Source organism: Flavobacterium piscisymbiosum, assembly GCF_020905295.1.
Lineage (GTDB): Bacteria > Bacteroidota > Bacteroidia > Flavobacteriales > Flavobacteriaceae > Flavobacterium > Flavobacterium piscisymbiosum.
This window is the reverse complement of sequence record NZ_JAJJMM010000001.1, coordinates 2,289,273-2,313,572: the sequence shown is the minus strand read 5'-3', so window position 1 is coordinate 2,313,572 and position 24,300 is coordinate 2,289,273. Positions and strand designations below refer to the sequence as shown.

The 24,300-nt window shown below is 33.9% G+C and carries 20 protein-coding genes; 10 read left to right on the top strand and 10 right to left on the bottom strand.

Annotation, left to right across the window (positions count from 1 at the left end):
- Nucleotides 1-45 precede the first annotated feature (45 nt).
- Nucleotides 46-438, top strand: a complete 393-nt coding sequence (locus tag LNP81_RS10275) for a DUF983 domain-containing protein (RefSeq protein ID WP_230035552.1) — start codon at nt 46-48, stop codon at nt 436-438.
- On the opposite strand, the gene LNP81_RS10270 is transcribed toward LNP81_RS10275, so the two are convergent.
- From LNP81_RS10270 to topA, 8 genes are all read right to left on the bottom strand, one after another.
- Nucleotides 379-1,482, bottom strand: a complete 1,104-nt coding sequence (locus LNP81_RS10270) for an NAD(P)/FAD-dependent oxidoreductase (RefSeq protein WP_230035550.1) — start codon at nt 1,480-1,482, stop codon at nt 379-381. The two genes, LNP81_RS10275 and LNP81_RS10270, sit on opposite strands and share 60 nt — an antisense overlap.
- A gap of 73 nt (nt 1,483-1,555) precedes the next feature.
- Nucleotides 1,556-2,545, bottom strand: a complete 990-nt coding sequence (porN, locus tag LNP81_RS10265) for a type IX secretion system ring subunit PorN/GldN (RefSeq protein WP_230035548.1) — start codon at nt 2,543-2,545, stop codon at nt 1,556-1,558.
- 310 nt (nt 2,546-2,855) lie between these two features.
- A complete protein-coding gene (gene porN / locus LNP81_RS10260) occupies nt 2,856-3,845 on the bottom strand; it encodes a type IX secretion system ring subunit PorN/GldN (RefSeq protein ID WP_230035546.1) in 990 nt (329 codons plus the stop codon).
- Between the two features lie 45 nt (nt 3,846-3,890).
- Nucleotides 3,891-5,432: a type IX secretion system motor protein PorM/GldM gene (gene porM, locus LNP81_RS10255; RefSeq protein WP_230035544.1), complete on the bottom strand. Its 1,542-nt coding sequence runs from the start codon at nt 5,430-5,432 to the stop codon at nt 3,891-3,893.
- Between the two features lie 52 nt (nt 5,433-5,484).
- Nucleotides 5,485-6,120 carry a type IX secretion system motor protein PorL/GldL gene (gene porL / locus LNP81_RS10250; RefSeq protein WP_208682420.1) on the bottom strand — a complete coding sequence of 212 codons (636 nt, stop codon included), beginning with the start codon at nt 6,118-6,120 and terminating at the stop codon, nt 5,485-5,487.
- 57 nt (nt 6,121-6,177) lie between these two features.
- Nucleotides 6,178-7,581 carry a T9SS ring complex lipoprotein PorK/GldK gene (gene porK, locus LNP81_RS10245; RefSeq protein WP_230035541.1) on the bottom strand — a complete coding sequence of 468 codons (1,404 nt, stop codon included), beginning with the start codon at nt 7,579-7,581 and terminating at the stop codon, nt 6,178-6,180.
- Between the two features lie 263 nt (nt 7,582-7,844).
- Nucleotides 7,845-8,996 (bottom strand): formimidoylglutamase, encoded by a 1,152-nt coding sequence (locus LNP81_RS10240; RefSeq protein WP_230035539.1) that lies wholly within the window; start codon nt 8,994-8,996, stop codon nt 7,845-7,847.
- A gap of 4 nt (nt 8,997-9,000) precedes the next feature.
- Nucleotides 9,001-11,517 (bottom strand): type I DNA topoisomerase, encoded by a 2,517-nt coding sequence (gene topA, locus LNP81_RS10235; protein ID WP_230035537.1) that lies wholly within the window; start codon nt 11,515-11,517, stop codon nt 9,001-9,003.
- An 810-nt stretch (nt 11,518-12,327) separates the two neighbouring features.
- On the opposite strand from topA, the gene miaB reads away from it, so the two are divergent.
- From miaB to LNP81_RS10190, 9 genes are all read left to right on the top strand, one after another.
- Nucleotides 12,328-13,773 (top strand): tRNA (N6-isopentenyl adenosine(37)-C2)-methylthiotransferase MiaB, encoded by a 1,446-nt coding sequence (gene miaB / locus LNP81_RS10230; RefSeq protein ID WP_230035535.1) that lies wholly within the window; start codon nt 12,328-12,330, stop codon nt 13,771-13,773.
- 88 nt (nt 13,774-13,861) lie between these two features.
- Entirely contained in the window at nt 13,862-14,233 is a 372-nt protein-coding gene (locus tag LNP81_RS10225; protein ID WP_230035533.1) for a GxxExxY protein, read from the top strand.
- Between the two features lie 53 nt (nt 14,234-14,286).
- Nucleotides 14,287-15,540 (top strand): sigma-54 interaction domain-containing protein, encoded by a 1,254-nt coding sequence (locus tag LNP81_RS10220; RefSeq protein WP_194618651.1) that lies wholly within the window; start codon nt 14,287-14,289, stop codon nt 15,538-15,540.
- A 161-nt stretch (nt 15,541-15,701) separates the two neighbouring features.
- Nucleotides 15,702-16,220 (top strand): LptE family protein, encoded by a 519-nt coding sequence (locus tag LNP81_RS10215; RefSeq protein ID WP_230035531.1) that lies wholly within the window; start codon nt 15,702-15,704, stop codon nt 16,218-16,220.
- Nucleotides 16,221-16,310: 90 nt separating this feature from the next.
- The gene (locus tag LNP81_RS10210; RefSeq protein ID WP_230035529.1) at nt 16,311-17,936 is read left to right on the top strand and encodes a tetratricopeptide repeat protein; all 1,626 of its coding nucleotides are present in this window, start codon (nt 16,311-16,313) and stop codon (nt 17,934-17,936) included.
- Between the two features lie 3 nt (nt 17,937-17,939).
- Nucleotides 17,940-18,281, top strand: coding sequence for a preprotein translocase subunit SecG (gene secG / locus LNP81_RS10205; RefSeq protein ID WP_230035526.1), 342 nt, complete (start codon nt 17,940-17,942; stop codon nt 18,279-18,281).
- 140 nt (nt 18,282-18,421) lie between these two features.
- Nucleotides 18,422-18,697, top strand: a complete 276-nt coding sequence (locus LNP81_RS10200) for a co-chaperone GroES (RefSeq protein WP_007806577.1) — start codon at nt 18,422-18,424, stop codon at nt 18,695-18,697.
- A 72-nt stretch (nt 18,698-18,769) separates the two neighbouring features.
- A complete protein-coding gene (gene groL, locus LNP81_RS10195; protein ID WP_029273328.1) occupies nt 18,770-20,398 on the top strand; it encodes a chaperonin GroEL in 1,629 nt (542 codons plus the stop codon).
- A 363-nt stretch (nt 20,399-20,761) separates the two neighbouring features.
- On the top strand, nt 20,762-21,964 hold the full coding sequence (locus LNP81_RS10190; protein ID WP_230035524.1) for an alkaline phosphatase family protein: 1,203 nt from the start codon (nt 20,762-20,764) through the stop codon (nt 21,962-21,964).
- A gap of 279 nt (nt 21,965-22,243) precedes the next feature.
- On the opposite strand, the gene LNP81_RS10185 is transcribed toward LNP81_RS10190, so the two are convergent.
- Both LNP81_RS10185 and LNP81_RS10180 read right to left on the bottom strand, forming a co-directional pair.
- Nucleotides 22,244-23,083 carry an SDR family NAD(P)-dependent oxidoreductase gene (locus LNP81_RS10185; protein WP_230035522.1) on the bottom strand — a complete coding sequence of 280 codons (840 nt, stop codon included), beginning with the start codon at nt 23,081-23,083 and terminating at the stop codon, nt 22,244-22,246.
- Between the two features lie 91 nt (nt 23,084-23,174).
- Nucleotides 23,175-24,083 carry a helix-turn-helix domain-containing protein gene (locus LNP81_RS10180; protein WP_230035520.1) on the bottom strand — a complete coding sequence of 303 codons (909 nt, stop codon included), beginning with the start codon at nt 24,081-24,083 and terminating at the stop codon, nt 23,175-23,177.
- Nucleotides 24,084-24,300 lie beyond the last annotated feature (217 nt).

Genomic DNA, 24,300 nt, shown 5'->3' with positions numbered 1-24,300 from the left:
TAAATTTACACACCCAAATCAATGGGTAATTTTAATTTTTTGCAAATGTTAAAAAAAGGATCGAAACTAAATAGTATTTTAACAGGAAGTTGTCCAAAATGCCAAAAAGAAAGCATGTATTCAGACAAAAATCCGCTTCACTTGACTAAAGTTCTCAAAATGAACGATCATTGTAGTCATTGTGGATTTAAATATCAAATTGAACCTTCATTTTTTTACGGTGCAATGTATGTAAGCTACGGATTGAATGTTGCCGTAGGAATTGCAGCTTTTATTATTTCGTTTGTATTTTTTAAAGCTACAATCGAAGAATCATTTATTGCAATAGTAATTGCACTGATTATATTGTTTCCTTTTGTTTTACGACTATCAAGAAATCTATACATTAATATGTTTGTTTCTTATGATCCTAAGGCCGGTAGAAATAAGACTTTTTAGATATCTCTTATGAAATCTTTTAATATCAATTTCACGCGTTAGAGGAATTTCATTTTCGATATAATCATATAAAACTTTTGCCATTGATGGTCCAAGCATCACTCCTCTGGTTCCTAATCCGTTAAGAATGTGGAGTGATTTAAACTCTTCATGAGTTCCTATCAGTGGTCTTCTGTCTTTTACCGTAGGACGAACTCCGCCATAATGCTCTACAATCTCGAAATCGCAATTGATAATTTCTTTAATTCGATCTATCAATTCCTGTTTTCCTTCTTCGGTAGGTAAATCGGTTTTATCTTCCCAGTTATATGTAGCGCCTACTTTGAATAAATCATTACCCAAAGGCAATATAAATACGCTTGTATTCATGATAACATCCAGATCTAAATCAGGAGCTTTTATTACAAACATCTCGCCTTTTGTACCATCAAGGGGCAAATAGTTGAAAAAAGGATTCTTATGCAGTCCAAACCCTTCTGCAAAAACAATATTACGTGCCTGAATATTTTTATATTGAATTCCGAAATCGAAAAACTCAATATAAGCATAATCAAAAAACTGATTTAATAGCAAATTATTCTCTTGCAGATATTCTCTATAGGTATCCAATAACAACATGGTATCTACATAACCGGTATGTAGTACTTCGCCATAATCATACGGAGAATCAATGCCTTTATACTTTTTTGAAATTATTTTTGTAGATAAAAAAGGTGCCAGATTTATTTTATCCGAAGCAGCAAACCAATTGTTTTGTTCTTCGATAGAGAAAAATTTTCTGAGGATAGGAAGTTTAAAATTAAATTTAGTCTGAAGCTTATTTTCGATATGATCATAAAAATCATTCATGATAACCAATTGTTCCTGAGCATTCCAAACTTCGCTAAATCTCTTTAGAATAACCGGGTTATAAAAACCTCCAGCAACTCTTGAAGATACCTGAGACATATTATCTACTATTAAAATAGATTTATTGTTTTTAAGGGCAGCTTCGGCAAAAGAAATTCCGGCCAATCCGGATCCAACAATTAAATAATCTAACATGTGTAAAAGATAAAATAAAAAAACTCTTAATACAAAGGTACTAAGAGTTTTTGTTTTAATGTTATTTAGATCCTTAGTAGTTCCACATATCTTCTTCGAAATTACGAATCTTCTCTTTTACTCTTTCAGACTCCAATAACTGATTTTGTGCATTATCTTTCATATAATCTTTAATCTCACGATCTCCGTACATATTTTCTTCTTTATAGATAATAGCATTAAAACGTCTTGAATTTAAGATTTGATCAAATGAAATTGGAGTTGCCGAATTCTTATCATTAAAAGCTTTTCCTTCATGCAGCACTTCCCGCGCATTCGGGAAGAAAACCCAAAACAGCTCGATATAATCTTTCTCGTCACTATTCATCGTGTAAACGTCTGGCGTAACAGGACAAATTCCGAGTAAGCGATATTTTAAATCACTTTGCCTTTTGTCAAAATACCAGTATCCTTTTATTTTATATTGGGTAACGTCAGCAGCAGTTAAATCTTGTTTTAAGATATATTCTGCAGGCACTGATCTTGTTGGTCCAACGGTTTCATCAACATAAGTAACAGATTTCTTTTTACCTGTACCGGTAACTACTTTTTTCTTTACAACACGAGTTCTGTAGTCATCCGGATATTGGTTTATTAATTCCCTACCAGCATCTGTTGTATCAACACGGGATAATGCACCCTGAATATCCTTTAAAGATTTTTTAGTATTAAAATAACTATCGCTATAGACTTCGGTAATTTTTCCACTTTTAATACCTCTGGTTAGCACATCATAAAGCGAACGTCTGTCGGCACCGATATTAGCAGTGTCTACAGGAAAGTATAATGGGAAGTTGATTTTTTCGTTTAAATCAATAATTTCCCATACTGTTTTCCCCATCAAAACATCTCTGTCATCTACATAACCATAAGACAATGGCTTATCATTGTCTGAAATAAGCTGTGCCGGACTCTTTATCCCGATTTGATCCGCCGTTTTTGCATTAAGTAAATTCGATTGTGCATTTGAAACAAAACCTCCTGAAACAAAAACAATAAGCAATAAAAAAAATTTCCCTTTCATCATAACAATTTTTTGTAACAAAGCTAACGCAATATTTTCTATTTTATTGTTATTTTCCTACAATTAACTGAAATTTTAATATGTAAGCCTGAAAAAACTACATTTAACAGCGATACACGTAATAAAACGACATCAAAAAAACTAACAGATAAACTACTCACTATCAAATGTGTAACATCAATATTTCATATCAAATTATAAATCTTTAAATTGTTAATTGTAAAAGAACCAGAAAAGACAAATTACATCCAATAAAAAAGCCCTTACTACCGTGGCAGTAAGGGCTTTTTTATAATGTACTTTTAGATACTTAGTAATTCCACATATCTTGTTCGAAGTTACGAATCTTCTCTTTTACTCTTTCAGATTCTAACAATTGGTTTTGTGCGTTGTCTTTCATGTACTCTTTGATCTCACGATCTCCGTACAAGTTTTCTTCTTTATAAACAACTGCATTAAAACGTCTTGAATTTAAGATTTGATCGAATGAAATTGGAAGCGCAGAGTTACTGTCGTTAAATGCTTTTGCTTCATGTAATGCTTCTCTCGCATTAGGGAAGAAAATCCAAAATAACTCGATATAATCTTTCTCGTCACTATTCATTGTATAAACATCCGGAGTTACAGGACAAAGACCCAGTAAACGATATTTCAGTTCACTTTGACGTTTGTCAAAATACCAGTATCCTTTTATTTTATATTGTGTAACATCAGCTGCTGTTAAGTCTTGTTTCAGGATATACTCAGCCGGTACAGATCTTGTTGGACCAACTGTTTCCTCAACATAAGAAACAACTTTCTTTTTACCAGTACCAGTAACAACTTTTTTCTTCACAACGCGTGATTTGTAGTCGTCCGGATATTGATTGATTAACTCTCTACCAGCATCTGTTGTATCAATACGAGATAATGCACCTTGAATGTCCTTCAAAGATTTTTTAGTATTGAAATAACTGTCGCTATACACTTCAGTTATTTTGCCGTTTTTAACAGCTTTCGTCAAAACGTCGTAAAGCGAACGTCTATCAGAACCAATATTAGCCGTATCTACCGGAAAGTACATTGGAAAGTTGATTTTTTCATTTAAATCAATGATTTCCCAAGTAGTTTTTCCCATCAAGATGTCTCTATCATCTACATAACCATAAGCCAAAGGTTTATCATTATCAGAGATAAGTTGCGCAGGAGTTTTAAGTCCTATCTGAGCAGGTGTTTTCGCATTTAGCAAATTAGATTGCGCATAAGAAGAAAAACCTCCAGCGATAGAAACAATAGCTATTAAAAAATTTCTTACTTTCATCGTGGTATCGTTATAAGATATTGAGTGTAGTTTTACCTACTTTTATTATTGTATTTCGAAAATTACTGGAGCAGTTCTTGGCAATAAATAACTACCAGCTCCAACAAGTTTAGTTTTAATTTCAGAAATAGTAACCTGGTCTCCTTTTCCTGCTCTTGAAAGTACTTGTTTACATTGTGCATTCAATTTATTTCCAGAAACAACAACTGTAGGTTGTCCTGCAATTTTCATATTAAATCCAACAACGTCTAAACCAACTTCAAAATCAAAGTCATTTAATTTAGCTCCAATAGTAGCAATTTCTAAGTTAGATTTAGGCCCTTTAACAACACCTTGATCTCCTCTAATTGTACCAGTTGGACTAGGAATACCTTTAATTCTAAATGTTTTCTTGTCTGTAACTTTATCTCCGTTTGGCAAAGTACCTGTTACAGCAATTGTAGCTTCATTACCAGAACCTGGACTCATATTATATTTCCCTGGTTTACCAGCAGAAGATAATCCAGGTGCGCTTGCAACAACTTTGTTATCAGCAACACCAGCGAATGATACAGAGATTGGATTAACTACACCTCTATATACAACATTCATTTTATCAGCAGAAATAGTAGCAGAGTTCGGTCTTGGAACTACAACATAATTTCCAGCAAATTTAAGTGGAATATTTTTTCCGTCTTCTAAGAATGTAAATTGTCCATTAATAGTTTGCTCACCTACTCCACCAGCAGTTAATGAAATAACAGCTTGTCCGTTAACAATTTGTCCTGGACCTTGGAAAGAAGTTGGTTTTGTATTTTCGTCATAACGACCTAAAACTACTTTACCTGTTACTTTTTCTCCTTGGAAGTAAGCATTTTTATCTAAAACAACAATTGCCTGATAATTGCTATAAGAAGCAGCAGCAACTGCAGCTTTTCCTAAAGCAGCACTATATACATCAGATTCTGCTTTTTTAACGTCATTTTGCCAAGCTGAAAGTTTTGCAACTGAAGCTACAGCAGGAAATCCTTTAAAGTGGTAAGATAAATATTTATCTTTTACTCCATCTTTATTTTTTACATCAGAAACATCAAATTTTTTCTCAACCTCCGCAACAATTGCAGAATATTTTTTGTCAGTTCCTAAAGCAGCTTTAATATCAGCTTTATACTTTTCAATTTTAGAAATAATTTCAGTCCCTTTAGCACTATATCCTTCTCCTTTAAACCAACTATCGACATTGTCTCCTTTATCCATAGCCTCGTAAGGCAATTTACCTGTCTCTTTATCTACATCAAATCCTTTAACAACATCTGTTTTTAAAGTACCAATATAAGCATAAAAATCTTTTGAAATTCCTTCAACTTTATGTGCTGTCTCAGAAGCTTTAACAAACTCTCCTTTTGCTTCAGCAGCTTTTTGATCTAAAGAAGTAAGCATTGAAGCATTACTTTCTTCTGATGATTTATTTGCGCTTTCGAATTTTTCATTCATTAAGCCAAAAGCAGATAAAACTTCTTTTGACATATTCATTGCTAACATTGCGATGAAAACCAGATACATCAGGTTCACCATCTTCTGTCTAGGGGTTAATTTTCCTCCTGCCATTTTTTCTAATTAGTTCTTTATTAATAAATTTAATATAATAGTCAAAAACTAATTATCCTTTGTTACTCATTGCAGAAAGCATACCACCATAAACACTGTTTAATGAAGCAATGTTTGCAGTCATAGATTGCATTTGTTCTTTTAATTTAGAAGCATTTTCAGCAATTTCGCTGTTTGCTTGTGCGTTTCTTGAAGCACTTTCTAATTGTACTTTGTATAAACTGTTCAATGATTCCATTTGTGCAGCAGCCATAGACATTTCTTCAGCATATTTCTTTTGTCCTGCAATAGAATCTACTGTTGGAGAAATTGCTTTAGCAGCTCCTTCGAAATTTTTGATGCTGTTTCCTAAGCTTGCCATTAACTCACCGTCAATTTTAGCTTCTTTCAACATTACATCTAATTTTTGTGACAATAATCCTTGAGCATCAGCTGGAGCTTCAACTTTGTCAGCTTTTTTTCTAGCCTGACCGTTAGCTAATTCCGGGTAAACAAGAGTCCAGTCTAATTCATCATCAACAGGATCAAAAGCAGACAATGCAAAAATAAACGCTTCTACACCAAGACCAATAATCAACATGATACTAGCACCTTGCCAGTGTTGCAACTTGAAAAGTGCACCGATGATTACTACTGCCGCTCCCATACCATAAGCGAAATTCATTGTTTTTTTACTTAATAATGCCATAATACTTTTTTTTAGGTTTTAATTTAAAATAGATTTGATTTGGTTATTTGAATTTAATTATAATTTACTTTTTTTTCCGCTTCCTGTTGTTTGAGTTCCCATGTAATCTTGTACAGTTCTGAAACCAATATAACTTCTTGCTGAATCTGCGTATTCATGGTCACGAGTACTTACCTGTAGGAAATAAGCAACATCTTTCCAAGAACCTCCACGAACCACTTTTCTTTGGTTGTTTCCGTCGATTACGTTTGGATTCATTGTAGAAACATATTCGTAAGCATTTGGATTATAAGCTGAATCTGTCCACTCTGAAACGTTTCCTGCCATATTATATAATCCGTAACCGTTTACATCATACGATTTAGCTTCAACTGTGTATAAAGCCTCATCTGCAGCATAGTCACCTCTGCTTGGTTTAAAGTTTGCTAAGAAACAACCTCTGTCACTTTTAGTATAAGGACCACCCCAAGGATAAGTTGCAGATTCCAGACCTCCTCTAGCAGCATACTCCCATTCTGCCTCTGTTGGCAATCTGAATGCATTTACTAGATCACGTCCTTTTTTCTTAGATTTGATATAGCTGTTTTTGTTCAAAGTTCTCCATGCACAAAATGCTTTTGCTTGTTTCCATGTTACACCAACTACAGGATAATCTCCGTAAGCTTTGTGCCAGAAATAATCATTGTGCATTGGCTCATTATAAGAGTAAGCAAAATCTTTAATCCAAACTGTAGTATCAGGATAAACACTTACTTGTTCTGTTTTAACGAAGTCTTTTCTTTTTCCAACTTTGGCTTTTGCAGCAGCCTGAATATCCATCCAAGAATAACGGAATTTCAATTTATTTACATCAATTGTTCTTAAACCATTATATGATTCTTCAATTGGTAAATACATAGAATCCATTACCTCAGCATAATACTCATCTGGGTAAGCTTTAGTATCTTTAATTAACTTAACTTTTTTGTTTAATTTTCTACCAGCGTACGGATCATCTTTTGTTCCTACACTATAGTAGTTATCATACATATATTTATCATACGCCGTCATTTTATCCGGCTCTGAATCATTAAATGCATAATCTGCAATACTTCCACCTTTTTTACCTTTATCACCAGTAGATTTTTGTCCTGTTTCGTCAGCTAAGATTGCTAAACGAACTCTCATTGTAGAATCTTTTACCCATTCTACAAACTGACGGTACTCGCTGTTAGTAATTTCTGTTTCATCCATATAAAATGAACGAACCGTTACTGTTTTAGTCGGAGCATCTTCAACATTAGCTAAATCAGCATCTGATTTACCCATAATAAAAGATCCACCTGGAACTAACGTCATTCCATAAGGTTTTTCAGGATGCCATTTCCCTCCTGTAACACCAACTAACTCACCTTTGTCTCCTGACTTACCACAGCCAATTACCAGTGTTAACATTGCTGCAAATGCAATAAACTTCTTCATATAAATTTGGGATTATCTATTCATTATTATAAGTCCGTAAACGTATTTATTATTTATCTAAAAAACAATACTAGTTGCGAAATTTATTTTACCGTTCAAAAATAATGTTAAATAAAATAAAAAAAAAATATTTCATCGATAAACTAACAGAAAAAATCGACGTAAAACGTTAAATTTTATACTTTATGTTTATTTTCTTACTAATATATTTTAACATTTTTTTTAAACTCAAAAAAAACCGCAATTTTCTTTAAAATTTTACTTTACAAAGCGTTTTTTCGCTGTGCTTTCCACCATCTTTCTGGCAATTCTTGGTTACAAGCGCTCAAATATTCGTCGTATGAACACGGTAATAACGTATTTCTTTTCAATTTATTGTGACCATTTGATTCGAACGGAATTTCGATCCACCAACGATCTGTTTTATCGCTTTTATAAAAAACCAATTCTTCATCTTCAAGCGGAACAATATATTTCAAATACGTTGCCCGACTACCAAAAGGATATTCTTTCGATCGATAATGATATCCTTCGATAAAATACCAAACAATTTGTGCAATAATACCCGCTTCCGGCGCGGTACTATTATGATTAAAAACTCCAAAACAGGAAACTTTATCACTAATTCCGGCATATCTGGCCAATGAACATATTTCTTTTCCGTTGAATCCGTTTGGTTCAAAAGAAACCATATTCGCTGATGCTGATGATTTTACCGAATTAAGATCTATGCTTACCAAATCAGCATCTCTAAAAACCGGTTCTGCCAATGCTATTTTATTCGAAATTTCCCCTAAACGATACGCATCAAAAAACAACTTTTCGATCAAATCGATTTCTTCCTGAGAATTGTAATAGGTTTGATATCCTATATTACAGTAGTTAAAAAGATTATTTGGTTCATCGATAATAATCTTAGTCAGATAAGAATTAGCCGAAACGGTTTCGTTTTCTTTACCAAAATCAAATTTATTATCTACAGCAACCATGTTTACCATTTGCTCTAAATCATCGTACGCACGGTACAATGCATAGGTCAAATCCTGGGAACCTCCTATAACTATAGGAATCACTTTATTCTTAATTAAAGTAGAAGTTACCTTTTTTAAGGCAAAATAAGTATCCTCTACAGAATCCCCTGCAAGGATATCTCCTAAGTCAGCAATCGATGCATCCCAATTACCGGGAAACATATTATACAGTTTCTTACGAACTGCATTCAAATTAACCTCATTAATTACATTGCTGTTACGGCGATCTTCTAAAACACCTACTATTGCAATTGTAATTTTACTAATATCAGGAAACTGATCCTGTGTATGCAAAACAATTTTGCTTCCCAATTCTTGTGAAGACAACGAACTAATGAATTTTAAAATTCCGTCATTAACTGGTTCTAGAAAATCAAATTCCATTTATTTATTTCTTTTTAGCAGCTGTTTTTTTAGCTGGAGCTTTCTTAGCGGTTGTTGCTTTTTTTGCTGGTGTCTTTTTTGCCGGTGCTTTAGCGGCAATCATTTCCTGAACCTGAGCCAATGTCAATTTTGTTGCATCAACATCTTTACTTAATTCAATTTTGATTTTACCTTTTGTAATAACCGAACGACCCCAACGTGCTTTTTCAACCAAAATTCCTTCGTCTTCCCAATTGTGAAGCACTTTATCTATATTTTTCTGTAATTTATCTTCAATCAATTCTTCGATTTCTTGTTGTGATAAATTATCAAAATTGTATTTTTTACTTACGTTGATAAAAATTCCATTCCATTTAATGAACGGACCAAAACGTCCCACACCTTTCTGAACTCCTTCACCTTTGTAAATTGCGATTGGTGCATCAGCAATTGCTTTTTCATCGATTAATTCCTGAGCTCTTTCTTTTGAAAGACTTAACGGATCTTCTCCTTTTGGTAAAGAAATAAATACACTTCCGTGACGAACATAAGGACCGTAACGACCATTACTTACTTCTACTTCTTCTCCTTTATATTCTCCTAAGTTTTTAGGCAATAAAAATAAATTCAATGCTTCTTCAAGCGTAATGTTTCCGATATTTTGATCAGACATTAAACTTGCGAATTTTTTATCTTCGTCATCTGCTTCTCCAATTTGAGCCATTGGTCCAAATTTTCCTAAACGAACAGAAACTTGTCTTCCATCAGCATCTTTACCCAGAATTCTTTCTCCGCTTTCACGTTCTGCGTTCGCTTCAACCTCTTTTACATTTGGATGAAATTTATTATAGAACTCCTGCATCATGATTGCCCAGTCGATATTTCCTTCGGCAATCTCATCAAAATCCTGTTCTACTTTTGCAGTAAAATTATAATCCAGAATATTCCCGAAGTTTTTCACTAAGAAATCAGTAACAATTGTCCCAATATCTGTTGGAACTAATTTTCCTTTATCTGAACCTGTATTTTCTTTCAACAACTTCTCTCCTACCTTATTGGCTTGCAAAGTAAGTTGTGTATAATTACGTTCCTGACCTTCAAGAGTTCCTTTTTCTACATAATTTCTGTTGATGATAGTCGAAATAGTTGGCGCGTACGTAGACGGACGACCAATTCCTAATTCTTCTAATTTTTTCACCAAAGAAGCCTCTGTATATCTTGCCGGTGGTCTTGAATATCTTTCGGTTGCTGTAATATAATTGTTAACTAATTTTTCGTTTACTTTTAATGCAGGCAACATTCCTTCTTGTTCTTCTTCATCGTCATCATGACCTTCTAAATACACTTTTAAGAATCCTTCGAAAAGTAAAACTTCTCCTGAAGCAGTAAAAATTTCGCTGTGATTATTGGCTTCTATTTTTACGTTTGTTCTTTCCAATTGTGCATCACTCATTTGAGACGCCAATGTTCTTTTCCAGATCAAATCATACAAACGAGCCTGATCACGATCGATGTTTACCGTGTGACGTGACATATCTGTAGGACGAATTGCTTCGTGCGCTTCTTGTGCTCCTTTGCTTTTATTGGCAAAAGTTCTAGGCTTAGAAAATTCTTTCCCATATGATTTTATAATTTCAGCTTCGGCAGCATCCATTGCATCTTTAGAAAGGTTTACACTATCGGTTCTCATATAAGTAATAAGTCCGGCCTCGTACAAACGTTGTGCAAGCTGCATGGTGATTCCAACTGGTAAATACAATTTTCTCGCTGCTTCTTGTTGCAATGTAGAAGTTGTAAAAGGTGCTGTTGGAGATTTTTTGGTAGGTTTAGTTTCTAAATCAGCTACCTTATATTGTGATCCGATGTTTTTATTTAAAAAATCTTCGGCTTCTTTTTTTGTATTGAAATTCTTTGGTAATTTGGCTTTGAAAGATTTTCCAGCCTCATTCACAAATTCTGCTACGATAGAATAACTCGCAACTGCATTAAAGTTTTGAATTTCGCGTTCTCTCTCTACAATCAAACGAACTGAAACTGATTGTACACGTCCTGCTGATAAACCTCCTTTAATTTTTCTCCATAAAACGGGAGATAATTCATAACCTACTAAACGATCTAATACACGACGTGCTTGTTGTGCGTTTACTAAATTATAATCTATTTCTCTTGGATTCTCGATTGCTTTAAGAATCGCTGATTTTGTAATCTCATGAAAAACAATTCGTTTGGTTTTTTTTACATCTAGTTTTAATTCTTCCGCCAAGTGCCATGAAATAGCCTCACCCTCGCGGTCCTCATCGCTTGCTAGCCAAACCATTTCGGCATTCTTAGATAGTGTCTTCAACTTGCTTACTAAGGCTTTTTTATCGGGAGAAACTTCGTATTTAGGTTTAAACCCATTCTCGACATCTACTCCTATTTCTTTTGATGGTAAGTCAGCTATATGTCCGTAACTTGACTCTACCTGAAAATCACTTCCCAGAAATTTCTCGATCGTTTTCGCCTTTGCAGGTGACTCCACTATTACTAAATTCTTTGCCATTGCTCTATTTTTCTGCAACAAAAGTATCTATTTTTTTTAAATATCAACCTTGCTAATTGATTTTTGAGGTATTTTAATGTTATGTTTCCTAAAATTGCAGATTTATCTGTATTCCTACCTATAATATATATAGGTACAAATTTTAAAAGTTTATAACCACTAAATGTTCTTTTTTACCCGAAATTTATTAGCCCGGATTATAGTAAAAAGCTCGGAATAAAAAATGCAAAAGTTTCTTGTTTTAAAAAAGCGACTCCTGAAGCTTCGGGAGAAGCTCTTTTTTAAAACATTAGAAACTTTGCTTTTTTTATGTCCCGATAGCTATCGGGATGAAGCGGAAAGCTGGAAATAGCTTCTTAAAAACAAATTAGAAAAATTCAACCGCAGAGTTTGCTAAGTTTTTACGCAAAGTTCACAAAGTTAGATTGAGCTGAAAATTTCAGGCTAAGTTCACAAAGCTTTGAGGATTATGTTTAGATTTTTAATCTGCGGCGAAAAATTTAACCGCAGAGTTCACAAAGGTTTTACACAAAGTTCACAAAGTTAGATTGAGCTGAAAATTTCAGGCTAACTCCGCAAAGCTTTGAGAATCATTTTCTATTTTTTAATCTGTGGCGAAAAATTTAACCGCGGAATTCGCAAAGGTTTTACGCTAAGTTCGCTAAGTTTTGATTTAAGCTCAAAATTTCAGAAGAAGTTCACAAAGCTTTGTGTTAATCTAAAATCTGAATTCTAAAATCTAAAATCTTTTCTCTGCCATCTTGTCATCTTTATACCTTTTACGTTATCTTTGCACTTTGAAATTATACAATGGAAAAGATTATTGAGCAAAGCAAACAGGGCGAAAGTCTTGTTTTGGAGAATAAACCTGAGAATACTAAAAAACTTTTTATAGAAAGTTACGGTTGTGCGATGAATTTTTCGGACAGTGAAGTTGTAGCTTCTATTTTATCGATAAACGGATATAACACTACACAAACTCTTGAAGATGCTGATTTGGTTCTTGTAAACACTTGCTCGATTCGAGACAAGGCAGAACAGACTATTCGTAAGCGTTTAGAGAAATATAATGCGGTAAAACGTATTAACCCAAAAATGAAAGTGGGCGTTTTGGGCTGTATGGCCGAGCGTTTGAAAAGTCAGTTTCTGGAAGAAGAAAAAATTGTTGACCTTGTTGTTGGTCCTGATGCTTACAAAGATTTGCCGAATTTATTGGCAGAGGTTGAGGAAGGCCGCGACGCTATTAATGTAATTTTATCGAAAGAGGAAACGTACGGTGATATTTCGCCGGTTCGTTTGATGAGCAACGGAATCACAGCTTTGGTTTCGATCACTCGTGGCTGCGATAATATGTGCACATTTTGCGTTGTTCCTTTTACTCGTGGTCGTGAGCGTAGTCGTGAACCTCAAAGTATTATGAAGGAAATTCAGGATCTTTGGGATAAAGGCTTTAAGGAAATTACACTTTTAGGTCAAAACGTTGATAGTTACCTTTGGTACGGCGGCGGTTTGAAAAAAGACTTCGTAAACGCATCGGATATGCAAAAAGCGACAGCGGTTGATTTTGATCAATTGCTTGAAATGGTTGCTGTTGGTTTTCCTAAAATGCGTATTCGTTTTTCGACTTCTAATCCGCAGGATATGCATGAGAGTATCTTGCATGTTATTGCGAAATATCCAAATATTTGTAAGCACATTCACTTACCGGTTCAATCAGGAAGTGACCGAATTCTAAAAGAAATGAATCGTTTGCATACTCGTGAAGAATACATGACTTTGATTGATAAAATCAAGGCGATTATCCCAGATGCTTCGATTTCGCAAGATATGATCGCTGGTTTCCCAACAGAAACCGAAGAAGATCACCAAGATACAATGAGTTTGATGGAATATGTAAAATATAATTTTGGTTATATGTATTCGTATTCTGAACGTCCTGGAACTTTGGCAGGAAGAAAAATGGAAGATGATGTTCCGGAAGAAACTAAAGCGAGAAGATTGCAGGAAATTGTCGATCTACAACAAAAACATGCCTGGTTTAGAAGTGAAGAATTCGTTGGTAAAGTTGTAGAAGTTTTAGTTGAAAAAGTTTCTAAAAAATCAACCGAAGAATTCTCAGGAAGAAATTCTCAAAGTATTACGGTTGTTTTCCCTAAAGAGAATTATAAGATTGGAGATTTTGTAAACGTAAAAATTACAAGTTGTACTTCTGGAACACTTAAGGGTGAGGCAGTTGGACTTAGCAGCATGAATTAATTTTTTTTGCCACAGATTAAATGAATAAAATGATTTTTTTTGTATTATTTTTCTTATTTAAAGTTTAATGGTAAAAATTAATTAGTTTATGCAATATTATAGAGAAAAAGAGACTTATAAGATTATTGGAATATGCATGGAAGTCCACAATAATCTTGGACCAGGATTATTAGAAATAGTTTATAAAGATGCTTTAGAAATAGAATTTAGAGAAAATAACATCCCTTTCGAAAGGGAAAAAGAATATTCAATTGAATATAAAGGTAAAATCTTACCTCATAAATTTTACGCTGACTTCATTATTAATGAAGATATTGTTTTAGAGGTAAAAGCAATAAAAGAATTTTCGAGTGAACATATTGCTCAGATTTTAAACTATATAAAATTGTCAGGTTCAGAATTGGGATTACTTATCAACTTTCAAACAAAATCTCTTCAGCATAAAAGATTTATTTTATAATTTAGAGAATCTGAGTTAATCATTTAATCTGTGGCAAAAGAAAAAAAACATACATGGAAACAGTTCAAGCAATAAAACAACGATTTGAGATTATAGGAAATGATCCTAAATTAAATCGTGCCATCGAAAAAGCCATTCAGGTTGCTCCTACTGATATTTCGGTAATGGTAACTGGGGAAAGTGGTGTTGGTAAAGAAAATATTCCAAGAATAATACATTCGCTTTCGCACAGAAAGCATGGTAAATATATTGCGGTAAACTGTGGTGCAATTCCAGAAGGAACTATCGATAGTGAACTTTTTGGTCACGAAAAAGGCGCTTTTACAGGAGCTACAAGCACCCGTGAAGGTTATTTTGAAGTTGCCGATGGCGGAACTATTTTTCTGGATGAAGTGGGTGAATTACCACTGACAACTCAGGTTCGTTTGCTTCGTGTGCTTGAAAATGGTGAGTTTATAAAAGTAGGTTCATCACAAGTTCAAAAAACAAATGTTCGAATCGTAGCGGCTACAAACGTAAACCTATTTAATGCTATTGAAAAGGGAAAATTCCGTGAGGATTTGTATTATCGTTTGACCACTGTCGAAATTACTTTGCCGCCCTTGCGCGAAAGAAACGAAGACATTCATTTATTATTCAGAAAATTTGTTGCAGATTTTGCACATAAATACAAAATGCCACCGTTAAAGTTAGATGACGATGCGGTTCAGCTTTTGCAAAAATTCAGATGGAATGGAAACATTCGTCAGTTGCGAAATGTAGCCGAACAAATCTCGGTTTTAGAAACAAATCGTGATATTACTCTGGCGACTTTACAATCGTATTTACCAACTGAGGGCACTAATTTGCCGTCTGTAATTAGCGACAAGAAAAAAGAAAGTGACTTTAGTACCGAAAGAGACATTTTATATAAAGTGCTTTTTGATATGAAAAGCGATCTGAATGACCTAAAAAAACTGACTCTGGAATTGATGAAAAATGGTACAAAAGTGCAGGATATCAACCCTAACTTGATTCAGAAAATATACGGTTCGCAGGAAAATGAAAGCGAAATAGATTTTGAAGAAGAACCTAGAACCGCTGTTATGACGCCTGCAACCCGCGAAGATAATTATCAGATGCAGGACGATAACTACTTGTTTGCCGAAACCATTGAAGAAGAAGAGGTTTTACGTTTAGAACAAAAAGAAATCGAAATGATCAAAAAATCATTAGAAAAAAATAAAGGAAAACGAAAAGCTGCCGCTGATGAGTTAGGTATTTCGGAAAGAACTTTATATCGAAAAATTAAACAATTCGATTTATAAAAATAAATAAATTCAAAATTTAGAAAGGTTAAAATCTAAAAAACAAATTCCAAATTGCTTTATCTGTTCGCTAACGCCCAGTTTCAAATTAGTATATTTGAAAAAAAATATTCCTTCAGTTGGAATTTTAAAAAATTGGAATTTGATTACTTATTAATTTTATGAAAAAAATATATTCTTTATTAGCCTTAATGAGCCTTTTTATGTTAAGTGGCTGCTCTGTTTATAACTTTACAGGAACAGGGAAAATTGATGCAAAAACATTTCAGGTTAATTTTTTCCAAAATAATGCCGATTTGATTGAACCTGGAATCGACAGGCAATTTACATTGGCTTTGCAGGATTTAATTCAAAATCAAACCAATCTAAACTTAGTAAGTAATAGTGGTGACTTGGTTTACGAAGGAGAAATTGTAGATTACAGAACGACTCCAATGACAGCAACTGCCGTAACATCAGGTGGTGATGTAGGAGCAGCACAAAACCGTTTAACAATTCGTATCAATGTACGATTTACCAATAAAAATAAAGAAACAGATGATTTTGAGAAACCATTCGAATTCTATTATGATTTCCCGGGAAGCGGTTTACCAACAGGTGCTACTTTAAATGCTGCGCTTCAGGCTATTTTCGAAAGAATCACGCAGGATATTTTTAATGATTCACTAGCTAAATGGTAAAATTGTTTATTTGTTAAAATCGGTTAATGATATAATTGATTTTTTTAATGATTAAATAGTTAAACAAACAAGAGATTAAAAGAATAAAAAATGAATGTAACTGATTATACCTACTTAATGAACAAACCCGATGCTATCACCGAAAAGCAAGCGGACGCATTAGGAAGTGTTTTGAATGAATTTCCATATTTTCAAAGTGCGAGAGCATTACGATTAAAAGGACTTTACAATCAAAATAGCTTTAAGTATAATTATGCCTTAAAGGTTACAGCAGCACATACAACAGATCGCGCTGTATTATTTGATTTTATTACTTCAGAAGCTTTTACGTCTATCCAAAATGATCTTTATGATCAAAAACTAAGAGATCTTTTAGAAATTAAGGTTTACGATAGCGAAATTGTTTCTTTTGAAGAAATCAAAAAAGCAACAGAAGTTCGAATTGACCCAATTGAACAATCTATTCTGAATTCTATAAAAGGAGCCACAAATACTACTTTTACAGAACCAACAGCAACAGAAGAAAAGCCAATTATAATAATTGATGAACAGTCGATTTTGAATTCTTTTAAAGAGGTAACGCCAGATACTTTTGAAGAACCTGCAAAAATTGAAGAAAAAACAATTGAAATAATTGATGAGCAATCGATTTTGGATTCTTTTAAAGAAGTGACAACAACTACTTTTGAAGAACCCGTAAAAATCGAAGAGATCAAAGTAGAGCCAATTATAGCACCAATTACTGAGCAATCAATTTTAGATACTTTTAAAGAAGTAGCACCAACTGCTTTTGAGGAACCGGTAAAAATTGAAGAAGACACAATTGAACCTATTACCGAGCAATCTATTTTAGATACTTTTAAAGAAGTAGCACCAACCACTTTTGAGGAACCGGTAAAAATTGAAGAAAAAACAATTGATCCGGTTCTGGAGCAGTCTATTTTAGAATCTATAAAAGAAGTTGCCAATATAACTTTTGAAGAAGCAGTAAAAATCGAGGAACCAAAAGAGGAACCAATTGTTGAGCAGCCAGTTTTAACTTCGATTAAAGAACATACTCCAACCTTTTTTGAAGAAATAGTAGAAGAAGAGGAAATAACAGAACCAGAAATTCCTGCAGTAAGAGTTGATCCTATCGAACAATCTATACTGAATTCTATCAAAGAAGCAAATGCAGTAGTTTTTGAAGAACCAAAAATAGCAGAAGAACCAAAAGAAATTGAAGTTCCGGAAACTGTAAAAATCGCAGAGGAAAATCTGGAAATAGGAAAACCACTTGATTTTTCTGTTAATGAAAAGCATTCATTTCAAGAATGGCTTCAATTAGCAAAAACAGAACCAATAGACAGAACAGAAGGCCCTGAGGAAGCAAAAGAGACCCCCAAAACTGTCGAACCAAAACCTGAGACAAAAATAATTGATCCGGAGAAAAAGAAAAAGGCAGAAATAATCGATAAATTCATCGAGACGAACCCAAAAATATCTCCAATAAAACAAACTGCAATAACCCCTGCAGTACAATTCGACATTAACAAAGAAGATAATTCCTACTTAATGACGGAAACTTTGGCCAGAGTATATTTGGAACAAAAAAAATATACAAAAGCAATACAAGCATATGAAATATTAATTTTGAAATATCCAGAAAAAATTAGTTTCTTTGCAGACCGTATTTCGGATATTAAGATTTTACAACAAAATAACAATAATAATTAAGCAATGAGCACATTTTCAATTTTTTTAGTTTTAATCACAATAGTTTGTTTTCTATTGATTGTAGTAATCATGGTTCAAAACCCTAAAGGAGGCGGATTATCGTCTACAATTAGCGGAACTCAAATGTTAGGTGGAGTACAAAAAACAACTGACTTTTTAGATAAAAGTACCTGGACATTAGCTACTATTTTGATTGCTTTAATCTTGCTTTCAAGTTTAAGTTTTACAGGATCATTAAGTGATACTGACTCTAAAATTATTGACAAATCTGAAGTTCCTGCTACTAGCACACCTGCTGTTCCAGCTCAACAAACACCTGCTCCGGCAACTCCTGCAGCAAAATAATAATTTTGAAATAAATATAAAATGCCAGCCTGTCAAAGCTGGCATTTTTTTTAGGAAATAATGTCAGTTTTAAGAGCATGGCACAATTTCTGAAAGTTACTTTAGCATTAAAAAAATATAAACTATTAATAATATAAATCATGACTTTAAACATTAAACCGCTTTCAGACCGCGTACTTATTGAGCCTGTTGCAGCTGAGACTAAAACTGCGTCAGGGATTTTTATTCCGGATACTGCCAAAGAAAAACCACAAAAAGGAACTGTAGTTGCAGTAGGAAATGGATCTAAAGATCACACTATGACCGTAAAAGTTGGCGATACTGTTCTTTATGGTAAATATGCAGGAACAGAATTAAAACTTGAAGGAACTGATTATTTGATTATGCGTGAAGATGATATCTTAGCTATAATCTAAAAAAAAGATAGGTCTCAAGAATTAAGTATTAGGGAAACCTGAAACAAATAAAACATTAAACAAAAAAAGAAAATGGCAAAAGATATAAAATTTGATATTGAAGCACGTGACGGATTAAAACGTGGTGTTGATGCATTAGCAAATGCTGTAAAAGTAACTCTTGGACCAAAAGGTCGTAATGTAATTATTGGTAAATCATTTGGTGGACCAACTGTTACTAAAGATGGTGTTTCTGTTGCAAAAGAAATCGAATTAAAAGACCCATTAGAAAATATGGGCGCTCAAATGGTTAAAGAAGTTGCTTCTAAAACCAATGATTTAGCGGGTGACGGAACTACAACTGCTACAGTTTTAGCTCAGGCAATCGTAAAAGAAGGTCTTAAAAACGTTGCTGCAGGTGCAAACCCAATGGACTTGAAACGTGGTATCGATAAAGCTGTTGAAGCTATCGTTGCTGACCTTGCAAAACAAGCTAAAGTAGTTGGAAGTGATTCTGATAAAATCAAACAAATTGCTTCTATCTCTGCAAATAATGACGAAGTTATTGGTGAATTAATCGCTACTGCTTTCGCTAAAGTAGGAAAAGAAGGTGTTATTACTGTTGAAGAAGCTAAAGGAACTGACACTTTCGTGGATGTTGTTGAAGGTATGCAGTTTGACAGAGGATATCTTTCTCCTTACTTCGTAACAAATCCTGAGAAAATGGAAGTTGAATTAGACTCTCCATACATCTTATTATACGACAAAAAAGTATCTTCTTTAAAAGAATTACTACCAGTTTTAGAGCCAGTTGCTCAATCAGGAAAACCATTATTAATTATTGCTGAAGATGTTGACGGAGAAGCTCTTTCTACTCTTGTAGTAAATAAATTAAGAGGTGCTCTTAAAATTGCTGCTGTAAAAGCTCCTGGTTTTGGAGACAGAAGAAAAGCAATGCTAGAAGATATTGCTATCTTAACTGGTGGAACTGTAATTTCTGAAGAAAGAGGTTATACGCTTGAAAATACAACTATCGAAATGTTAGGAACTGCAAAAAGAGTTTCTATCGATAAAGACAACACTACTATTGTAAGTGGTGCTGGTGAAGCTGATATCATCAAAAACAGAGTAAACCAAATTAAAGGTCAGATGGAAACTACTACATCTGATTATGATAAAGAAAAATTGCAAGAGCGTTTGGCTAAATTAGCTGGTGGTGTTGCTGTTCTTTATGTTGGTGCTGCTTCTGAAGTTGAAATGAAAGAGAAAAAAGACAGAGTTGACGATGCGTTACACGCTACTCGCGCTGCTGTTGAAGAAGGAATTGTTGCTGGTGGTGGTGTTGCTTTATTAAGAGCAAAAGCTGCATTGGCTGATCTTAAAGCTGACAACGCTGACGAAGCAACGGGAATTCAGATTGTGTCTCGTGCTGTTGAATCTCCATTAAGAACTATTGTTGAAAATGCAGGCCTTGAAGGTTCTGTAGTAGTAGCAAAAGTTGGTGAAGGTTCTGGTGATTTTGGATACAATGCTAAAACTGACGAATATGTAGATATGCTAAAAGCTGGAATTATCGATCCTAAAAAAGTAACACGTGTAGCATTAGAAAATGCTGCGTCTGTTGCCGGAATGATCCTTACTACAGAATGTGCATTAATTGATATTAAAGAAGAAAGCGCTGGCGGAATGCCAATGGGTGGCGGTATGCCAGGAATGATGTAATCATTCTCACTTCTTAAATTTTAAAACGCCAGACATAAATCTGGCGTTTTTTTTGCCACAAATTACACGAATTTTCACGAATTATTTTTTTCTAATCTTTATATATATTTTCTTTTAGCCACAGATTAAAGGATTAAAAAGATTATTCTTTACCGCAAATTTCACAAATTACCGCAAATTATTTCCCTAGGTACTCTGCTTAAAAATTTGTGCTAATTTGTGAAATTTGTGGTAACCTTTTTTCTACACAAAGCATACCTGAAAATTCGTGAAATTCGTGGCAAACTTTCCTTTAGTTTAACATTCTGTTTTTCATTAAAAATTCAGTTATTAATACCTTTGCAGTTCTATTAAAATTGCAAAATGAGAAAATTTACCGCTCACCTATTACTTTTTACATCCTTACTTCTTACCACTTTTTCCTATTCTCAGACCAATAAAGACGCTTATGTAGTTTTGGTTTCTATGGATGGATTTCGTTGGGATTATCAAAAACAATTTAATCTTCAGAATTTAAAGCAAATTGCAAAGGAAGGTGTTCACGCCAAATCGATGAAACCTTCTTATCCGAGTAAAACTTTTCCGAATCACTATTCACTCGTAACGGGACTTTATCCCGATCATCACGGGATTATCAATAATGTTTTTTATGATGCCCAACTCAACGAATCCTTTTCATTATCAAGCAAGGCAAAAAATGATTCGCGCTTTTATGGCGGAAACCCAATTTGGAATGTAGCCGAACAACAAGGCGTAAAATCAGCTTCTTTTTTCTGGCCGGGTTCTGATATTGACAAAAGAAATCCTGGTATTTATAAAAATTACGATAATAAAATTCCATACGGAGCCAGAATCGATACGGTTTTAAAATGGTTACAGCTTCCTGAAAAACAACGTCCGCATTTGGTTACTTTGTATTTTGATGAACCCGATCATACCGGACATAATTTTGGTCCGCTTTCTCCGGAGAACAAAAAAATGGTGATCAAAATGGATTCTATTATGGGAGAATTGTCCCGAAGATTAGATCAGCTAGCCATCGGAAAACAAATCAATTTAGTTATTGTTTCAGATCACGGAATGGCCGCTATCAGCAATGATAAAAAAGTAGCCGTTCTAGATTACCTAAAACCGGAATGGCTGAATTATAAAGATGTAATTAACCCAATTATGAGTCTTCAGGCAAAACCGGGTTATCAGGATTCGATTGCAAATGCCTTAAAAAAAGTACCCCATATTAAATTCTGGAAATCTACCGAAGTTCCTAAAAGACTCCATTACGGAACCAATCCAAGAGTTCATGATTTTGTTATTGAAGCAGCTAAAGGATACAGCTTAGTAGGCAAAGAAAGTACACATATAAAAGGTGGAACGCACGGTTATGACAATAACGAAAAAGATATGCACGCCATTTTTTATGCAAAAGGCCCGGCTTTTAAAGTTGATAAAGAAGTAAAAACGTTTCAGAATGTTTCGGTTTATCCTTTAATTGCGCATATTTTAGGACTGCGGATAGATGAAGTTGACGGGAAATTTAGCGAAGTGAAATCGATGTTGGTGAATTAATTAGAGAATGTGCCAATTTAAAAATGAGATAATTGGAAAATTGAATTAACAGATTAATTTGCTATTATCAGAAACAAATGAATAGCGCCCAGCTTTAGCTGGGGATATTAAAAGAATAAAAAAAGGCTTTAGCCAAACTTAACATTTGGCTAAAGCCTTTTTTACAATCTGATTTTTTTTTACTCCAGCTAAAGCTGGAGCCTATTCAAATTAGAAATCGCTTTAATCTAATTCCAAAATTATCTAATTTTTAAATTGGCACACTCTCTAATTATCTAATTAAAAACCTGTCGAAACAGAAACTGATTTCCATTGCTCCAAATCTTTTTGAACCTCTGCAATTTTTACATTTGCCATATTATAGGCATCTTCTCCAACAAATAAATGCAACGCAGGATTTTCTTCTTTGCTCATTTTGATTAAAGCGGTTGCAAATTTTACAGGATCTCCCGGCTGATTTTCGTTGATACTATCTTTGTGAGCGATTTCAGATTCTCTAACCGCCTTATAGTCCGCAATTGGACTTTGTGGTAATAATAAAGAACTGTCTTTTAGGAAATCGGTTCTAAAATATCCCGGATATACAATGGTAGCATTGATCCCGAATTCTTTTACTTCTGCAGATAATGACTCGGTTAAACCTGCTACAGCAAATTTTGTAGAACAATAGATTCCCCAACCCGGAAAACCTCCGTGATAACCTCCAACAGATGAAATATTAAAGATATGTCCGGATCTGTTTGCGCGCATATACGGTACTGTATTCCTGATTACATTTAATAAACCAAAAACGTTTACCTCATAATTTTTTCTGGCTTCGGCATCGGTTAACTCTTCTAATGCTCCTAACAAACCGTAACCTGCATTATTTACTAAAACATCTATTGTTTTAAAATAACTTACCGCAACTTCAATTGCATTTTTGACACTTTTTTCATCAACCAAATCCATTTCAAGGGGAAGAAAATTTTCAGAAATACCTCCAAATACTTTAATCAATGCATCTTCACTTCTTGAGGTTGCAGCCACTTTATAACCTTCTGATAATAATTTTTTAGCCAATTCTAATCCAAGTCCTTTTGAAGCACCTGTGATAAACCAAACTTTGTTATTTTCCATGATTTTAAATTTTTACATTTTAATTACAGGACAAAGGTATTGGCGAAGTGCTATTTAAAAATTGAAGGAATCAAACCAGAAGTTACAAAAATCAAACAATTTCGGTTACACGATATGCTTTTGGTGAAACCTGAGTGCTTTTCTTGAAAAAATTGATAAAATGAGACAATTCTTCAAAACCTAAACACCATGCAATTTCATTAATATTCCAATTGGTTTGTTTGAGCAGAATCATGGCTTCCTGAACAATTCTTTCGGATATAATTTGCGATGTGGTTTTTCCGGTAGTTTCTTTTAATGCTTTATTCAAATGGTTTACATGCACATTTAACTGATTTGCATATTCAGATGGAGAACGGAAATTAATTTGCTGCGAAATAGATTCAATCGGAAATTGTCTTTCGAGCAATTCCATAAATAAAGACGAAACTCTAATTGTAGCATTTGATTTACTGTATAATGAAGCAGTTACCGTTTGTGTTTTGAGTGCCAGATGGATAATTTCGAACACCAAATTTCTAAGTACATCATATTTAAAAGCATAATCCGAGTCGATTTCATCAAACATTCTTAGATATAATATCTTTAAAGATTCAGCCAGTTCTTTCGAAACAGGAACAATTGGGTTTCCTCCAGGCTGGAATAAAGGATATTCTTTTAAATTACCAAACTGACTAAAAAAAGCATCGGTAAAAATGCAGAAAAATCCGGTTTGGTTTTCATCAATATGTTCCCAACTGTACGGAATTTGCGGATTGGCAAAAAACAAAGCCTGATCGTCAATCGAAACTATTTTATCAGCATAATGCACTTTGTTTTTTCCAATGATTAAACTTATTTTATAAAAGTCTTTTCGCGTATATGGCAAAGGATTACAAGTACTTCCGACATAATCATCGAGTTTAAAAACATTAAAATGTCCGATTTCTTTTTTAAGATTCTCAGGCATTCCTTTTATTTTTACAGTATAAAAATCTTCGAGGGTTTCTGTTCGTTTCATTTGACAAAGTTACGAAAATCAAACAAATTAGATAATGAGAAAATGTGACAATTAGATAATAAATGGCGTGTCACCCTGAGCGAAGTCGAAGGGCGCTCCTATTGGAACGTGGACCTCTCCCGAAGTTTCGGGACGCTCAGCCTGACAAACTACACAAAGAATTTAAAATTAGATAATTATAAACGTCTTGTAAACGCAACAAACCCGACAGGTTTTA

What these genes read in the sequence shown, in the direction of transcription:
- LNP81_RS10275 (WP_230035552.1), top strand. Translation starts at nt 46, where the DNA reads ATGTTAAAAAAAGGATCGAAACTAAATAGTATTTTAACAGGAAGTTGT.
- LNP81_RS10270 (WP_230035550.1), bottom strand. Translation starts at nt 1,482, where the DNA reads ATGTTAGATTATTTAATTGTTGGATCCGGATTGGCCGGAATTTCTTTT.
- porN (WP_230035548.1), bottom strand. Translation starts at nt 2,545, where the DNA reads ATGAAAGGGAAATTTTTTTTATTGCTTATTGTTTTTGTTTCAGGAGGT.
- porN (WP_230035546.1), bottom strand. Translation starts at nt 3,845, where the DNA reads ATGAAAGTAAGAAATTTTTTAATAGCTATTGTTTCTATCGCTGGAGGT.
- porM (WP_230035544.1), bottom strand. Translation starts at nt 5,432, where the DNA reads ATGGCAGGAGGAAAATTAACCCCTAGACAGAAGATGGTGAACCTGATG.
- porL (WP_208682420.1), bottom strand. Translation starts at nt 6,120, where the DNA reads ATGGCATTATTAAGTAAAAAAACAATGAATTTCGCTTATGGTATGGGA.
- porK (WP_230035541.1), bottom strand. Translation starts at nt 7,581, where the DNA reads ATGAAGAAGTTTATTGCATTTGCAGCAATGTTAACACTGGTAATTGGC.
- LNP81_RS10240 (WP_230035539.1), bottom strand. Translation starts at nt 8,996, where the DNA reads ATGGAATTTGATTTTCTAGAACCAGTTAATGACGGAATTTTAAAATTC.
- topA (WP_230035537.1), bottom strand. Translation starts at nt 11,517, where the DNA reads ATGGCAAAGAATTTAGTAATAGTGGAGTCACCTGCAAAGGCGAAAACG.
- miaB (WP_230035535.1), top strand. Translation starts at nt 12,328, where the DNA reads ATGGAAAAGATTATTGAGCAAAGCAAACAGGGCGAAAGTCTTGTTTTG.
- LNP81_RS10225 (WP_230035533.1), top strand. Translation starts at nt 13,862, where the DNA reads ATGCAATATTATAGAGAAAAAGAGACTTATAAGATTATTGGAATATGC.
- LNP81_RS10220 (WP_194618651.1), top strand. Translation starts at nt 14,287, where the DNA reads ATGGAAACAGTTCAAGCAATAAAACAACGATTTGAGATTATAGGAAAT.
- LNP81_RS10215 (WP_230035531.1), top strand. Translation starts at nt 15,702, where the DNA reads ATGAAAAAAATATATTCTTTATTAGCCTTAATGAGCCTTTTTATGTTA.
- LNP81_RS10210 (WP_230035529.1), top strand. Translation starts at nt 16,311, where the DNA reads ATGAATGTAACTGATTATACCTACTTAATGAACAAACCCGATGCTATC.
- secG (WP_230035526.1), top strand. Translation starts at nt 17,940, where the DNA reads ATGAGCACATTTTCAATTTTTTTAGTTTTAATCACAATAGTTTGTTTT.
- LNP81_RS10200 (WP_007806577.1), top strand. Translation starts at nt 18,422, where the DNA reads ATGACTTTAAACATTAAACCGCTTTCAGACCGCGTACTTATTGAGCCT.
- groL (WP_029273328.1), top strand. Translation starts at nt 18,770, where the DNA reads ATGGCAAAAGATATAAAATTTGATATTGAAGCACGTGACGGATTAAAA.
- LNP81_RS10190 (WP_230035524.1), top strand. Translation starts at nt 20,762, where the DNA reads ATGAGAAAATTTACCGCTCACCTATTACTTTTTACATCCTTACTTCTT.
- LNP81_RS10185 (WP_230035522.1), bottom strand. Translation starts at nt 23,083, where the DNA reads ATGGAAAATAACAAAGTTTGGTTTATCACAGGTGCTTCAAAAGGACTT.
- LNP81_RS10180 (WP_230035520.1), bottom strand. Translation starts at nt 24,083, where the DNA reads ATGAAACGAACAGAAACCCTCGAAGATTTTTATACTGTAAAAATAAAA.